Consider the following 14388-nt stretch of genomic DNA (forward strand, 5'->3'; position numbering starts at 1 on the left):
TTATCGGTTATCCACTTTCTCAGGGTATAAATCATGATTCATTAAACGGAAATTAGCCATTTCCTCATACTTCGTTCCAGGTTTTCCATAATTGCAATAAGGATCAATGGATATACCGCCACGAGGCGTAAATTTGCCCCATACTTCAATATAACGGGGATCTAAAAGTTGGATTAAGTCATTCATTATTATGTTGACACAATCCTCATGGAAATCTCCATGGTTTCTAAAGCTAAATAAATACAGCTTTAATGATTTGCTCTCGACAATCTTTTTATCAGGGATGTAGCTGATGTACATAGTTGCATAGTCTGGCTGGCTAGTAATTGGACACAACGATGTGAATTCAGGACAATTGAATTTAACAAAATAATCCCGATTCGAATGTAAATTATCTACAGATTCTAAAATTTCGGGTGCGTACTCAAATTTGTACTTGGTTCCTTGATTCCCCAACAAGGTTAAATCCTTTAATCCTTCTTCTTGTGTTCTTCCTGACATAAAAAAATCCTCCTTAATATGTACCGTGACATTTAAGAGAGGGTAGTTTCATAGCATTTCAATTGGATAAAAAAAGCCACGTCCGTTATGGACATGGCTGTTATTTCAACATGTATCCATAGTTTTTTATAGAGGGTTTTGTGCTATGAACCTCTCCCGCATGTACGGGTATTTAATTGAACATTAATAGATTAATAAATTCTTTAAAATCTGTCAACTGGATATTTTTAGGAAAGAGCGTTCTCTAAATCCTGAAGAAGATCCTCTATATCCTCTATCCCAACAGAAATGCGGATAAGTCCATCTTCAATTCCTAATTCATGACGGCGTTCTTTCGGAATAGAAGCATGTGTCATTAAGGCAGGAATAGATATTAAGCTTTCCACTGCTCCTAAACTTTCTGCAAGAGTAAAGTATTTAACCTTTTTCAGAACATCAAGAGCTTTCGCTTCTGATTCAACCGTAAAGGAGATCATTCCTCCGAAACCTTCTGATTGTTCGCTGTGGATGTCATGGCCAGGATGATTTACAAGACCAGGGTAATAAACTTTTTGCACATTTTTATGTTCTAACAAAAAGTCGACAACCTTCTTTGTATTTTCTTCAATTTCTTCCATCCGCACACCTAAAGTCTTAATTCCACGGATTAACAACCAACTATCTTGAGGTCCTAAGATGCCCCCTGTAGAGTTTTGAATAAAATGAACATCTTCGCCTAATTTATCGTCATTCACGACAACTAATCCAGCTACAACATCACTGTGTCCACCCAAATATTTGGTAGCGCTATGAAGCACTATATCTGCCCCAAGTGCAAGCGGATTTTGCCAATATGGAGTACTAAATGTATTATCCACAATAAGCTTAAGATCATGTCCTTTAGCAATCTCACTTACCGCTCTAATATCGGTAATTTTCAATAATGGATTTGTTGGTGTTTCGACGTAGATCGCTTTTGTATTTGGTTTGATTGCATTTTTCACCGCTTCTAAATCACTGGTGTCTACAAAAGATACCTCAAGATTAAAGCGATTTAAAACCTTTGTCATAACGCGGAATGTTCCACCGTACACATCATCTGTGGCAATGATATGGTCGCCAGCAGAAAATAATTGGATAACCGCAGTAATAGCAGCCATCCCTGAACCAAATGCAAAGCCACGCTTACCATCTTCAATGTCGGCAATAAGCTTCTCTAATGCTTCACGTGTAGGATTTCCTGTTCTAGAATATTCGTATTTAAAATTACCTACTCCATCTTGCTTGTAGGTACTTACTTGATATATAGGTGTGGAAACAGCGCCGGTATAAGGATCACGACTAATTCCACCATGAATAAATTTCGTTTTTTTCCTCATGTTCATTCCCACTTTCATATAGGCTCTTTTTATACACTGTAGTTACTCGTTATAACGATATTTCCTAAGAAGGACATCATTTATACAAAATCAGCCTTCATAAATTTTGCTGCTAATGTAACGCTCACTGCTATCTGGAAAAATAGTTACTATATTTGTTCCTGATTTCGCATTCTCTGCCTCACGCAAGGCCGCTTCCATTGCGGCGCCCGAAGAACTGCCTACAAGCAGACCTTCCAGTTTTGCCAGTTCAGCCAGACGAGTAAATGCTGCTTCATCCGGAATGGTATGAATCGCATCAAAGTATGTTTTATCTATAAACGGTGGTAAAAATTCCATTCCGATACCTTCTGTTCGATGTGAGCCTGCCTTTCCCCCATTCAAAATCGAGCCCTCAGGCTCCACAATAACGGTCTTCACATTTGGAAGCTTTTCTTTTAAGTAACGGGATGTTCCCATAAAAGTTCCTCCAGAGCCTGCTCCCGCTACAAAAACATGAACATTTCCATCTAGTGCTTCATATATTTCCGGTCCAAGGCTTTCATAATACGTATCAGGATTTGCACTGTTTTGAAATTGACCTGGATAAAAAGCACCTGGAATTGTTTCTAATAATTCCTTCGCTTTAGCAATGGCACCTTCCATTCCCAATTCAGTCGGGGTATTGACCACTTTGGCACCAAGCGCTCTCATTAAAGTTTGTTTCTCTAAGCTGAATTTTTCCGGAACAACAAATACTGCCTGAACACCAAATTGAATAGCCGCAAGCGCAAGCCCTATTCCTGTATTTCCAGCTGTCGGTTCAATGATTGTCCCATCTTTTTTCAGCTTGCCTTCCGCAAAAGCTCTTTTCAACAAATACTGTCCTAAACGATCCTTCACACTTCCGCCAGGATTAAAGTATTCGAGTTTTGCAAATAAACGTACACCTTCTGGCAATGTGAAATTTGTTATCTCCACCAACGGGGTATTGCCTATTAATTCATGTACATTTCGAGCGTACTTCATCTTAAAAACCTCTTTTTTATGCAAAGATCTCTTTCCATTCATTTCTCTTCGCAAGCATTTTTCTTGCAATTTCTTGTGCACCTTCTAGACTATGGCTGGCAGCCCATCCACATTGCACTTCATTACAAGCAGGTACTTCTGTAGCAGTAAGAACATCATTTAATGTTTTTTCAAGTATGTCTAGCACAGCTTCATAATCATCGTGATTGATGACAGATAAATAAAAACCGGTTTGGCAGCCCATCGGACTAATATCGACAATTTTATCAGTGTGATTGCGGCTAAATTCTGCCATCATGTGCTCTAAGGAATGCAAATCAGGCATTTCCATATGCTCTTTATTTGGCTGGCAAAAACGGATGTCATATTTATGAATAACATCTCCGTTGACCCCTTCTTTTACACCTGCTAAACGCACAAATGGTGCTTTCACTTTCGTATGATCTAAATTAAAGCTTTCTACATTCATTTTCTTTTGTGTTGTCATGATTTTTATCTCCTCTCTTTTTGTGCTTCAATTAACCAAACAAATGGATTTAGTTTTGTAAAGTTTACGGTAAATCCATATTGATCAAAAATATGTTGTAACACAGGAATGGTAGTATAATACTCCCGCTGTAAATCTTCTGCAAGTCTATGAAAATTCCTGTCTAAAGATTCCTGGATTTTTTCTTGCTTTGCTTCCTCTGTTGGGAATACTGTATCCGCAAATATGATGCGGCCACCTTCATGTAATAAATTACTGTACTTTTTAATGGCTATTTCTTTTTCTTCGTCCGTTAAATGATGGAAGGCATAGGTACTAACAATCGTATCAATGGGAACATCTATTTTTGGAAAATCTATAAAGTCTCCATCCAAAATGGTAATGTTTTTTAGCTTTTGTTTGGCAATGGAACGCATCCCTTCTGACGGTTCTATTCCGAAAACATTTAATCCTTTTTCGTTAAGAATCGCTGTTAGATTTCCAGTACCAACGCCAAATTCTAAAACTGTTCCTTTTGATTTTTTAGCTACTGTAGTAAGTATTTTTTCATAATCTATAAAAACTTCTTCATATTCTGGGTCATGTCCTGTAACTGTTTGATCATAGGAATGGGACCATTCATTAAAAAGATCATTAAATTCTCTGCCCATTTCAATTCCCTCATTTCCTATAAAATAACTCAGAATTAACTTTAGCATGGATTACATAAAAGTGCAACGATGAAAATTTGCCAAAACAAAAACACCCAATCAGGGTGTTTTTTAGCGTTATATAATGGGTTACCAGTTTTCCCAAATACCTTTTGGATCAATACTCGCAAGTCGAACCCATCCATTTTGAACTTTTTGTTGAAACGCGGGATTATTATTTAATAACCGTTTAATATATTCCGCAGGTGCTTGAATGACGATTAGCAAACGAAGCGGAGAATGAAAATACTCCTTATCTGATTTCATAACCGATTGCCAAGGCAACCCGGTTAATAAATCGCTAGCATTCCCTTGCATGACGCCGAGACCAGCCGTTATGGTCTGTGTTGTTTTATTTCCACTGCCGTAATAGTGAGGCGCTACGGTAGAAGCGTAATATTGCAGATTAATCCATTGCGCGACCGTACCGGCGCCCGCTATTATGCCAGCTAACATATCACCATTTTCATCTTGTTGCCAATCATAATTATGAAGGAAGGCCCTACCCTCTAATTCACTATTCTGAGTAAGTTCACGTTTACCGATGATAAAGGATGCATTACGAGCCAATCCCCATTCGGGACGTACCTCACTCCAATCCTGTGCAAATCGTTTTGCCTCATCGGTTGGATTTTTATGTTTTAATTGGAGATTCGGTAATTGTGTTAAACGTTCTGCATTTGCATTATCTCTTACTTTGGGTAAAATAGCCCCCAATCGATCAAATGCCTCTTGTGCAGATGCTGAAAGTTTCGGAACATAAATCCAATGTAATTCCTCGACCGCCGTGTTATGTTCAGCTGCTACGAAAACCGTATCTTTAGGGATTTCCATTCCTTCGGCTAAAAGTGCTTCTCGGACTTCGGGAAGATTGCATAACTCCGCTAATACCCTTGCATTGAAACCACTTGATGCACCACCACAAGCCCCACAGTCTAGCGAAGAGGCATAAGGATTATTAATGCTTTGACTTCCGTGCCCACAAAAAACGACTAATGGTGAGAGGTTTTTGGTTAATCCCATCAATTTCAGAGCTTGGCGGGCGTAATTTACCTTCTGTGCTTCTGTAAATCCGATAGGTAACCCTTCTTCCTTTTCATGAACATGATTAAGGGAGAGCATTGTTTCAGGTTTACGTAACCAATTTTTACGGAGGTTCCGTATCATACGATCCGCTGTTTTAGGAACAAAACTCCTTGTTACCATTTGCAGACTAAGTAATGGTCCGCTTACCTCAGGTAAAATTAAGTTTGCCAGTAAATTATGCTTCATCGTTTTAAAAGTATTGTTTAATGAATTTACGGCATTCTTGCGTTGTTGGTATCGTTTGAGTTCATTTTCATGTTGAAGCTCTTTTATTTTATGTTCCGGCTTAGATATGACCGGCAAGGAAGGATGGCTATGTTTGCTTCCTAATTCGCTAGTTGCAATCGGTAATCCAAAGAAACCAGCAATTCCAATTGTTTCAAACGGACCTTCCTTTTCAAGATGACGACGAAAACGTTCTGAACGAACATCTATACAGAATGCGAGCTGAGCTAAAGCATTCTTTTTTTCATTGGTATGGAAGGTGAGAAGTTTCTCACTTAATTGATCTCGATAAGTTTGCTCCCATGCTTCAAGCCATATTTTCCTGCAAGCCATTTCATCAAATTGATAGGCAAATGTTAAATAATCATTCTGTTCAACGGATGACATATGTGCCCATTTTTCTATAGAAAGCTTCCCCCAATGAATCCACGATGCTATTAGAGGAACAACCGAAACTTTCTGTGTGGACTGCAAATTGGATAAAGGTAAATACGGTTTTAAAAGGGCCCATTCCATTGAAATTCGAATAGCTAAATATTCTGTTAGGAGTGCATGTTCATAACTCGATTGCTGTGAACGCCACAATAGCATTCCAGCCCACCCTGGCAAGGAGAGTAAATGACCCTCAAGATAATGTTGAATCTCTTGCTTTGGAATCTCTAATGCCGATAACACTACTTCTAATGCAGTAGTTACATCTTTTGGCCAATCCCTCAGACTTTTGCGCAGACTTTTACTGATGGCAGGGTCATATTGAATAAGTTGTCGCCATGCAGAATAGAACCCCTCTTCACGATTTGGCATTGTCCAAGTTGCCTGCGATTCATCCAAGTATAACTTACACCATTTAATCATGTAATAATCAAGAATATCAGCGAGTTTTTCCCCGTTTTGTTGTTTTACATTCATACTTATTGGTTGTGTATAAGACATGCCGATACTCTCAGTATCCCATTCCTTTATATCCATACTCAATTTTGCTAACTCAGGGGATGATAGAAGCTCAGAAGGTACATTATCTAATGTTAATGCAGAACGACAATACTGCTCTGCAACCTTCCGTGGTATAGGAAAGGAATGAGAATCCAGCCAACGCTGCATAGCTATTTCCACAAAAGCTTCATCAATCTCCCCATTCCTTTTAGCAGATTGTATCATGGAAGCGCTAGGATATATATCAACATCCCTTGTATTCTTTAACAATCTTGCTACCTGGTCAAAGGACAGTTTTTCAAGTCCCATCCATGGACTGCGTGCTGCAAATGTAGAAATGGGCCAAAGAGGTGCAATAACATGGCTAGCTGATTCAACTAAATCTTGAATTTCTTGAAAATCTATATGGCCGTCATTCTGTTTTACATCCTCTTTATTTATAACAGATGTTGCACTCATCATTTATTGCCTCCCTGAGATAAAAACTTAAGGTAGTTTGGATGACTTTCCACTGCCTTTGGTTGTGCTTCCCCTAATCGAACCAACCAAAGATAAATTACTGTGAAGAAAACAGAAGAGCGACGTTGAACAATCCACTTGCCAATAATACTGCTGAGCAGCAGTAAACAGACGATAAAGATAATAACTGCCATGGAAAGCTGATTACTCTGATAAACATTTACTGGCAACCAACCGTAAAGGTAATTGTGAATGATAAGGTATAAAACAGTAAATAACCCCATAAACAATAACCCAGCAATTCGATCGATTCTTCCCTCTCCAAACGCTACAAGTTGCTTCCAAGAAAAAGACAAAGACCACCCAATAATTAGGGCACTTATCAACTGGTATCCATTTGCCATGTCCTGCAGCCAAAATGCAATACCTACAAGGACGGCTAGAATATTCCCAACAACAAGCCATGAATAGGATGTGTTCTTATGGCCATGTGTCGATTTTTCCAAACACGGTGCTAACGAACCCGCCTGCAAAAACAGAGTAGCTTTGAATAAACCATGGAATACAAGATGGAAAATAGCTGCTGAATAAGCACCTAACGCACATTGGATTAACATAAATCCCATTTGTGCAATTGTTGATCCTACTAACTGCCGCTTATAGTCAACCTGCACCAAACTTATCCCTGTTCCGATAAACACGGAAATACTTGCTAGAATTAACAAAATTATTTGTGCTATATTGCCATCAAAAATCGGTGAAAATCTAGTTAATATAACACCACCTGCATTGACTAAACCAGCGTGCATAATCGCGGAAACAGGGGTCGGAGCAACAACAGACTCTAATAACCATCTTTGGAATGGCCATTGAGCCGCTGGAATCATCACTCCTAATATGAGCAATAGATTAATCCCGGTTTTCTCCCAGGTTTCAAGGTGTGCTAAGCTCACGTCCTTTAAAGCAGACGATAACTGCCATTGCCCCGTGTCATGTGAAAGCCAAATGATTGCCAATACAATAGCAATCCAACTTAATGCAAATAAACGACCAGAGACTGTGGCTGCTTCACGTGCTACTTTCCATCCACGATTTAACCTTATCAGCGAGATAAGTCCGACTAGTGTGAATCCCCAACATATAGCCATCAAGCGTAGATCGTCACTTAACCATGCAAGAGAAGCAGCTCCGGTAGTAAAGGTAAAAAGGATAAAATATTTTCTATAAGAGAGATCGCCCATTAGATAACGCAAAGAAAAACGCTGGATGATTAAACCAAGGAGAAGAACAAAGAATGCCAATAGCCAAGATATAGAATCCAAGTACCAAGCACCAACTTCCCCTCTTGCATTCGTATTTATTAGTGCAATCAAAGCAACCAATGGAGGTAATGCAACGACTCCAATATGAATGCGAACATAACGTAATGGTACCCGCCGATGTAAAAACAATAGTCCACTTAGAACGGATATTGACAGAACGCTAAAAAATATTATTAATAATGATGACAAATTAAGGGAAAATAACATATAAAGATCCTCCATCTAAATGGCGCTTACTTATATAATTCCTTTTAAACTGGTTGATATATATTCCAGATAATACTTATTAAATAAAAAAACCGACAACTTTAAAATACCAACGATGATTCATATCATTGGTATTTTAAAAATTGTCGGTTTCAATTCAACTAACCTTAAAGTTTTTTGAAATGCTACCATTTTAATATCAACATGAATGTATGCTTTAGAAAGAAAAAACGGTATTTCTCTAAATCCATCCATCAGATTATAAAGCGTACCGATTTTTACGTTATAAAAACTTTTTCATCCAGTCAATATGATAATATTGAAAGAATGCTAAAGTCATTATTATATAAGCATAAAAACGCCGTATTTAGTTAATAATAGGATATTCCAAACCGCATACTTTTGTCAACATTTTAGTCTTAATCCTGGCCTTTAGCACCGTTTATCTTTTTCTCAAGATCGTTAAATAGTTTAAAAACCATTAGTCGTTCCCCAGTACGAGAACTAATATCGGTATGGAATCCCTTTACTTCCTCCCCAGTTATTGTAAAGATAATTTCTTTAAGATTATCTATACCTGATTCGACTAACTCCGAACGTGTTTTCTTTATGGTCAACATCCCATCTTTTGTTTCACAAACCGTATATTCAGCTGGTGTTAATATCCCTTGTAAAATAACAATGATCATATCCCTTAATATATCTGTTTTAACGGATAAGGAGCCTCTCCCAAGATAGTCCTTTTCCCACTGAGTAATCGCCTTACTTATTTCCGATTCAATAAAGCCTTTCGATTTTTTCATCTATTATGTATCCTCCTCGTAGTAAAAAAAGCCTTCTATTTATACCATTTCGTATACGCCATTCTTGTTTTGGTAATGCATTTATATTTTATCAAAAGATAAGGAATATTTATTATGATTTTAACGAAAAACAATTGGATATTTTCAATAAAACAGATTAAAAAGCAAAACATCCGCAAAAACGATGGGAAGCTGTCAAAATCACTTATGACTACTTCCCTCTATCATGGTCAGGTTAATACATGGATTCCATTATATCTAATTAATATAATTAGCGGTTTAATTATCTCCAGCAATTGGAGTGCTTTTCAATCCTAGGGGGGCTACATAATCAGATGAACATCTCACTAAGTATATGGATCTCATGAACGAAGATGTTTATCGCCTTTAAATGATCTTCGAAGTAACAAGAGGGTGGTGAACTCTTATAGGAGTGATATGTTTGCTCCGATATTATTTTCGTACCTTGTTCTGAATTATTCCATGTAATATATATTGAAGATAATGAAGCGTATTTGAATCGCGGCTCTTAATAATTTCAAGCATCTCTAGTAATTCAAGGATTTGCCTTCTCGGTAAATTGGAAAGAATATATTCCACAATTTGATCCCCAGTCATCTGTACTTGTCTTTGTTGGTCTACTAAAAAAGTCAAACTATTAGCTGAAACAATATATGATTGTAATCGATTTTTTATTTGATTGTAGCTATATCTATCTGACTTCTGGTTTACTTCTATTTCCATCTTTCATAAACTCCTTCTTAATAACATCTCTGTAGTAAGAGATAATGAGAAAAATGCCTTTTATAACATTGTTACAAGTGGACATATTACAGATAAGATATTGGGGAATTTGCAGCACTTGTGGACAGATTTTCAAAATTCATGAAGATTGCTTAAAAAAGAGATGATATCGCATCTTGAACTTTCGGCAACCCGGCTGTCATCATTCATGTGAATTTTAGACCCGTGGCTTTGCGTCCCCATTTTTCAAAAAGGTTTGCTCTTATCGTAATTTTGTTCCAATTAACCATATCATTTTTTCATTGTTCCAATCAATATTTTTTCAACAAAAAAGGAGTCATTTCGACAAAATTTGCTATTTTCGAAACTTTAAATTATCTTATGTTTTTTTTTACAATTGTACATTTACACATATATTTTCTGAAAGATGCTTTGCGGACACCGGGAATGTTAATCGTGAAAAAAGACAGGTAATTCACCGCTTTCTAATAATATAACGGAACCTAGTCCGCAAAACATATGAAGTAAGAAACTTTTAGTATAAATAAGGTATAGATGACCGCATTGCGGAAAGAAATTGTACCTTTTCTTATTCTACTCTTATTTGAAAAAAAGTTGAGAGCAATTCATTCGGTTTTAAATAAACTAATTCTTCTTTTTGCTCCATTTCATACGTTTTTACCATCCATGGTTCTACACAAATAAATTCCTTCCCATGTTCTGTCCAACAAACAATATATTTGAATTCTTTTCCATATTCTAATGTGATTTTTTTATTTACTTCCGGAAGCATAAATTGAACTTTCGGTTCAACAGGATCTAATAACATCAGTGATTCTTTTTTATCCGATAAATCGATAATTCCTGCATATGCCTTTTCTTGGTTGTCATTATAGTCCAAATATGTTTTGGCATCAGAATTTACCGAGAATGTCTTTTCTGCCGTTTTAAAATAAGGATGGAAGCCAGCATAAAACGGCATATCTCCATTAGAAAGATTTTTGTATTGCTGCTCTATAATAAGGGTGTCTTTTTTAAGGATATATTTGAAAAGTACCTCAAAATCATAAGGATACGATTGCCTTGTTTCTTCATTGCTTTCTAATCGTAAAGTAATGGATAATTCACCTTCAGTCGAGATATCCACCACTTCCCACGGCATATTTCTTGCAAATCCATGATTTTTCATTTTATAGGTTTTTCCGTTTAACTCGTACTCCCCATTATGCAATTGTCCGCTTATTGGAAATAAAATTGGAATGCCACCTCTAATATTTGCTTCCCTATCTAATAGTGTTTCTCTATTTAAATAAAAAATCTCCGCTTCATTTACACAGAATTCTGTAATAATCCCTCCACGTTCAGGAACTACTTTTATGTAAGAATCCTCATCCCTTAATACGTATATCTTTAAACCTTCATCCATTTCCTGCTGAATAGTATACATTGTTCGTATCTCCTTTTTGTCCCTAATTAATAGTTGTTGCTTCTACTCACTATTATGTCATATATTATTATAAGATTGCATTTGTTCGGAGGGATTCCTATGCGAAATAAAAAAAAGCAAATCATATATTTCTTAATTTGCATTATCTTTATTTTAGGCGGTTTATTTACTGGAATTTACTGGATGTCACATATTGACCAATTTAAGAAAAACGGTGCTAGTGATAAAATAACGGTTTCTTATACTAAAAGTGAAATATAGTTTACCTTCTAGGTAAGAAAGGTAACAAGTATGGATTTATATGTTTCGGTTCCGGTTTTCTAAATCGACTTGATTTTTCCAGAACGATTCTTCCGTTCTTGTTACCGTTTTTCCACTTTTAGCTTGTTTTTGCACAGCATTCATTGGCGTTTTTACAAAACATGTATCCATTTGGTCATCATTATTGGTTGTTAGCATCTAATGATAATAACAATCTTTTTAAGGTGGGATATTTATGGTCCTGGCACTCATTATTATCATACCCATCATTTTCTTCAACATTTCTTCTATTACGACAAAACAAAGAAATAAAGAAATCAGAAAAAATCCTAATGACTATCGTAATAACCCTCCACCCCCTGGATACTCGTTTTTATCGCACCATTCAAGGTGCTTTTTTTTAGTACCTTAATTCGAGAGTTCCAAAGTAATATAATTGTGACAATTTTGTTTCTCATCCAATTCTCATTTTTTTTTCATGAATTTTTAGGGATTACAGATTAAAATGTAATTGTTAATAGGACAAGCTAGTAATTTTCCTACTTGATATGGTCCCCTCCATTATCAAGTAACCCCCTTATTAAATACCCTAATCCTTGATCCGGCTTTCATAGCCGGATCTTTTTTATGTTAAAATTAAATTTAAAAAGGATGAGAATCGTGCTAAGCTTTCAAACATTATATAACGCACCAACACCGGAAGAATATATTAAGCTCCGAATTAAAGCAGGTTTAAGCCTGAAAGACCCAGAAGCAAGCAAAATTGCTTTACAGAACTCTATCTTTGCTGTCACTCTTCGAAGTGAAGATACAGTAATAGGCATGGGGAGAATTATAGGTGACGGAGGTTGCTTTTATCAAATCGTAGATATTGCGGTTGATCCTGAATATCAGGGAAATGGACTTGGAAAAACCATCATGTCTGAACTAATTAACTACCTGGACGAACATGCACCTGCACATTCATATGTGAGTTTAATTGCAGATCTTCCAGCTGATCAATTATATAAAAAGTTCGGCTTTGATTATACACAACCAAGATCCGTTGGGATGTACAAAAAATACTAAAAGATAAGGGGGGGCTATCTCCCTTATTTTTCGTTTAATATACTTTCTTCTAACACTTCAGACTTATCCCCGTATACTTTTTCAATATGAGTTTCCCCCCAGGCACATAAGGAATCCAAAATACTTTTAAGACTCCACCCATACTCACTTAGTTCATATTCCACTTTCGGAGGAATTTGATTATAAATAATTCTTTTAATCACCCCATCTGCTTCCAGTTCTCTTAATTGCTGGGTAAGCATTTTCTGGGTAATTTGCGGCATTAATCGTTTTAATTCACTTGTCCGTTTTTTTCCATGTGTTAAGTGGCAGAGAATCACACACTTCCATTTGCCCCCGATAACCTCTAAAGTCGCTTCAACACCTATGTTGTACTTCTTTTTCTCCATTTTATATCCTCCTCTTTATAGGAACTTTTTAGTACCTATATTACCTCTAGGTATCTATAGCACTTATAAGTACGTACTTTTCATTTATTTTTATATATCCCATAATAACATTTGCCGGCTGAAAAGTTCACTAATTATTCTTTTCAAACTCACCATTCTATATATACATTTTTTAAGGAGGAGACAAATGGCAAAAAAAAATAATCGAAGCACCTTTGCATTATTGGCTTTAGCAGTAAGCGCCTTTGCTATTGGAACGACCGAATTCATTAGTGTCGGCTTACTGCCACTAATAGCGCAAGATCTGAAAATCTCCGTAACAACAGCGGGATTGACGGTCTCTTTATATGCTTTAGGAGTAACATTCGGGGCGCCTATTTTAACATCACTAACATCGAGAATGCCCCGAAAAACCCTTTTAATTTGGATTATGATTCTTTTTATTATAGGCAATAGCATAGCAGCTAGCGCCACAAGTATTTGGATATTACTTGCGGCTCGTGTACTTTCAGCATTCTCACATGGAGTTTTTATGTCGATAGGCTCTACCATTGCAGCTGATATGGTACCAGAAAATCGCAGAGCTAGTGCGATATCAATTATGTTTTCAGGTCTGACGGTGGCTACCGTAACAGGTGTGCCATTAGGTACCTTTATCGGCCAGCAATTGGGATGGAGATTCGCTTTTCTATTAATTGTTGTGGTTGGGATTATCGCACTTATTTCTAATTGTATCCTTGTTCCATCTGATTTAAGAAAGGCAGTACGTACCACGTTTCGCAGTCAACTGAACCTAGTGAAAAACGGCCGGCTACTCTTAGTATTTATCATTACTGCTCTTGGCTATGGGGGGACATTCGTAGTTTTCACTTATTTATCCCCGTTACTGCATGATATTACAGGTTTTAGTGTAAGCACCGTTGCTATTATTCTGCTTGTTTATGGTGTGGCTATTGCAATTGGTAATATTATTGGCGGAAAATTATCGAATCAAAGTCCATTAACATCATTGTTTTATATGTTTATAATCCAAGCCATTGTTCTATTTATATTACTGTTCACTGCTCCATTTAAAATAGCTGGTTTAATCACTATTTTCTTTATGGGACTGATGGCTTTCATGAATGTTCCGGGACTGCAAGTATACGTTGTGATACTGGCAGAGCGATTTGATCCTGCTTCGGTGGATGTAGCGTCTGCCATTAATATCGCTGCTTTTAATGCTGGAATTGCGATTGGCTCTTATTTAGGCGGTGTTATCACTAATTCAATTGGTTTGATTCACACAACTTGGATTGGTGCAATTATGGTGCTGTTAGCAGTCTTCTTAACAGGCTGGAGCCGGTTACTTGAACAAAATGATAAAAATGAAAAGTTAAAAAAACTGGAGGCGTAATCAAA

The 14388-nt window shown here is 36.8% G+C and carries 15 protein-coding genes and 2 riboswitches; of the genes, 3 read left to right on the top strand and 12 right to left on the bottom strand.

Translation table 11 applies throughout. From position 1 onward, the window contains the following. The 10 genes from queF to CWO92_RS11225 all read right to left on the bottom strand — a co-directional run bounded on the left by queF (position 1) and on the right by CWO92_RS11225 (position 11269). A complete protein-coding gene (gene queF, locus CWO92_RS11175) occupies positions 1 to 501 on the bottom strand; it encodes a preQ(1) synthase (RefSeq protein WP_101354290.1) in 501 nt (166 codons plus the stop codon). Positions 502 to 613: 112 nt separating this feature from the next. Continuing rightward, positions 614 to 661: riboswitch (PreQ1 riboswitch) on the bottom strand. A 67-nt stretch (positions 662 to 728) separates the two neighbouring features. After that, positions 729 to 1859 carry a bifunctional cystathionine gamma-lyase/homocysteine desulfhydrase gene (locus tag CWO92_RS11180; protein ID WP_101354291.1) on the bottom strand — a complete coding sequence of 377 codons (1131 nt, stop codon included), beginning with the start codon at positions 1857 to 1859 and terminating at the stop codon, positions 729 to 731. A 90-nt stretch (positions 1860 to 1949) separates the two neighbouring features. Further along, on the bottom strand, positions 1950 to 2867 hold the full coding sequence (locus CWO92_RS11185) for a PLP-dependent cysteine synthase family protein (RefSeq protein WP_101354292.1): 918 nt from the start codon (positions 2865 to 2867) through the stop codon (positions 1950 to 1952). A gap of 16 nt (positions 2868 to 2883) precedes the next feature. Continuing rightward, a complete protein-coding gene (locus CWO92_RS11190) occupies positions 2884 to 3354 on the bottom strand; it encodes an S-ribosylhomocysteine lyase (protein WP_101354293.1) in 471 nt (156 codons plus the stop codon). A 5-nt stretch (positions 3355 to 3359) separates the two neighbouring features. Then, entirely contained in the window at positions 3360 to 4004 is a 645-nt protein-coding gene (locus tag CWO92_RS11195) for a class I SAM-dependent DNA methyltransferase (RefSeq protein WP_101354294.1), read from the bottom strand. A 129-nt stretch (positions 4005 to 4133) separates the two neighbouring features. Further along, positions 4134 to 6746 (bottom strand): DUF2309 domain-containing protein, encoded by a 2613-nt coding sequence (locus CWO92_RS11200; protein WP_101354406.1) that lies wholly within the window; start codon positions 6744 to 6746, stop codon positions 4134 to 4136. Then, positions 6746 to 8275 (bottom strand): NADH dehydrogenase subunit 5, encoded by a 1530-nt coding sequence (locus CWO92_RS11205; protein WP_101354295.1) that lies wholly within the window; start codon positions 8273 to 8275, stop codon positions 6746 to 6748. The genes CWO92_RS11200 and CWO92_RS11205 overlap by 1 nt, the downstream gene beginning before the upstream one ends. 419 nt (positions 8276 to 8694) lie before the next feature. After that, positions 8695 to 9078 (bottom strand): Na-translocating system protein MpsC family protein, encoded by a 384-nt coding sequence (locus tag CWO92_RS11210; protein ID WP_101354296.1) that lies wholly within the window; start codon positions 9076 to 9078, stop codon positions 8695 to 8697. Positions 9079 to 9531: 453 nt separating this feature from the next. After that, positions 9532 to 9822, bottom strand: a complete 291-nt coding sequence (locus CWO92_RS11220) for a hypothetical protein (RefSeq protein ID WP_101354298.1) — start codon at positions 9820 to 9822, stop codon at positions 9532 to 9534. Positions 9823 to 10005: 183 nt separating this feature from the next. Further along, a riboswitch (cyclic di-GMP riboswitch) is annotated at positions 10006 to 10093 on the bottom strand. Positions 10094 to 10411: 318 nt separating this feature from the next. After that, positions 10412 to 11269: an aldose epimerase family protein gene (locus tag CWO92_RS11225; RefSeq protein ID WP_101354299.1), complete on the bottom strand. Its 858-nt coding sequence runs from the start codon at positions 11267 to 11269 to the stop codon at positions 10412 to 10414. Between the two features lie 99 nt (positions 11270 to 11368). On the opposite strand from CWO92_RS11225, the gene CWO92_RS25410 reads away from it, so the two are divergent. Next, positions 11369 to 11530: a hypothetical protein gene (locus tag CWO92_RS25410; protein ID WP_165786673.1), complete on the top strand. Its 162-nt coding sequence runs from the start codon at positions 11369 to 11371 to the stop codon at positions 11528 to 11530. A 36-nt stretch (positions 11531 to 11566) separates the two neighbouring features. Here CWO92_RS25410 and CWO92_RS26310 read toward each other — a convergent pair whose 3' ends face one another. Continuing rightward, a complete protein-coding gene (locus tag CWO92_RS26310; RefSeq protein ID WP_268877591.1) occupies positions 11567 to 11701 on the bottom strand; it encodes a hypothetical protein in 135 nt (44 codons plus the stop codon). Positions 11702 to 12190: 489 nt separating this feature from the next. On the opposite strand from CWO92_RS26310, the gene CWO92_RS11230 reads away from it, so the two are divergent. Continuing rightward, positions 12191 to 12598, top strand: coding sequence for a GNAT family N-acetyltransferase (locus CWO92_RS11230; protein WP_235851597.1), 408 nt, complete (start codon positions 12191 to 12193; stop codon positions 12596 to 12598). Positions 12599 to 12621: 23 nt separating this feature from the next. On the opposite strand, the gene CWO92_RS11235 is transcribed toward CWO92_RS11230, so the two are convergent. Next, on the bottom strand, positions 12622 to 12987 hold the full coding sequence (locus CWO92_RS11235; RefSeq protein WP_101354300.1) for a winged helix-turn-helix transcriptional regulator: 366 nt from the start codon (positions 12985 to 12987) through the stop codon (positions 12622 to 12624). A 187-nt stretch (positions 12988 to 13174) separates the two neighbouring features. On the opposite strand from CWO92_RS11235, the gene CWO92_RS11240 reads away from it, so the two are divergent. Then, entirely contained in the window at positions 13175 to 14383 is a 1209-nt protein-coding gene (locus tag CWO92_RS11240) for an MFS transporter (protein ID WP_101354301.1), read from the top strand. Positions 14384 to 14388: the final 5 nt, after the last annotated feature.

It is taken from the genome of Heyndrickxia camelliae (assembly GCF_002844575.1).
GTDB classification, from domain to species: Bacteria; Bacillota; Bacilli; order Bacillales; family Bacillaceae_C; genus Margalitia; species Margalitia camelliae.